This is a genomic window from Streptomyces sp. W16 (genome assembly GCF_033194735.1).
Taxonomy (GTDB): Bacteria; Actinomycetota; Actinomycetes; order Streptomycetales; family Streptomycetaceae; genus Streptomyces.
This window is the reverse complement of record NZ_JAWOAI010001111.1, coordinates 1-1,166: the sequence shown is the minus strand read 5'-3', so window position 1 is coordinate 1,166 and position 1,166 is coordinate 1. Positions and strand designations below refer to the sequence as shown.

At 73.0% G+C, this 1,166-nt stretch carries 1 protein-coding gene and 1 pseudogene; one reads left to right on the top strand and one right to left on the bottom strand.

Annotated features, from left to right (window positions below):
• A partial coding sequence (locus tag R6V09_RS53505) for a YihY/virulence factor BrkB family protein (protein ID WP_317888607.1) occupies positions 1–856 on the top strand: 856 nt, incomplete at its 5' end.
• 32 nt (positions 857–888) lie between these two features.
• On the opposite strand, the pseudogene R6V09_RS53500 reads toward R6V09_RS53505, so the two are convergent.
• Positions 889–1,166: pseudogene (locus tag R6V09_RS53500) on the bottom strand (alpha/beta hydrolase); the annotation flags it as partial.

Below are 1,166 nucleotides of genomic sequence, written 5' to 3'. Positions count from 1 at the left end.
CCGGCCGCCCGCCGCCTGGTGGCCCGCGCTGCGGCGGACGCCGGTCGCGCTGTGGAACGACGACATCACGGACTACGCGGCGGCTCTGACGTACTACGCGATCCTGACCGTGCTGCCCGCGATGCTGGCGACGGTCCTGGGGTTCGGGATGATCAGCCCGGACACGGCGCAGGAGTTCATCAGCCACGTCGCCGCCTACGCCCCGGCCGACTCGGGCGCCGATCTGCACACTGTCCTGTCCCACGCGCTGGACGCGGACGGAACGGCCTGGCCGTTGCTCGTGACCGGTGCGGGCAGCGCGCTGTGGTCGGCCTCCAGCTATCTCGCCGTGTTCCGCCGCGCCCTGCACCGGATGCACCGCACCGAGGACCGGCGTTCGACCTGGCGCAAGGCTCACCGCATCGTGCTCACCGCGCTCGTGCTGCTCGGCCTGCTCCTCGTCGGCTCGCTCACCCTGCTGCTGACCGGCCCGCTCGCGGAGGTCGTCGGGCGGATGTTCGGCATGGGCACCACCGCCGCCTGGGCGTGGAGTCTGCTGCGCTGGCCGGTGCTGCTGTGCCTGGTGGCCCTCCTGGTCGTGGTCGTCTTCCACACCGGCCCGACCTGCGCGCGCCGACGCGGGCACACCCTGCCCGGCGGCGCCCTGGCCGCCGCGCTGTGGCTTGCCGTCTCGGCGGGCTTCTCGTCGTACGCCTCGACACTCGGCGCCTACAGCAGGCTCTACGGCTCCCTCTCCGGCATCGTCGTCTTCCTCATCTGGCTGTGGCTGTCGAACCTGGCGCTGCTCACGGGAGCGCAGTTCGCCGCGGAACTGGCCCGGCCACGCGGTCGGTTGACGGGGAAGCCCGCCCCCTGATCACCCGGCCACCGGATCACCTGGTCACCCGGTCACAGCACCGGGAAGTCGGTCGTCCCGTAGGACTCCTCGGGCAGTGGATCCGGTGTGCCGGTGGGGTCGAGGAGGTGGGCGACGAGGGCCGCGGCGGTGGCGTGCCAGAGACCGCGGCGGCGCAGCATGGCGTGGTCGCCGCCGCCGACGAGGGCCATCCCGGTACGGGTCGCCGTGGCCCGCGCCCTGCGCACACAGTCCGCCGAGTCGGTGGGTGAGGTGACACGGTCCTGGTCGCCGTGCAGACAGACGACGTGTCGGCCCGCCGTCTGCTCCA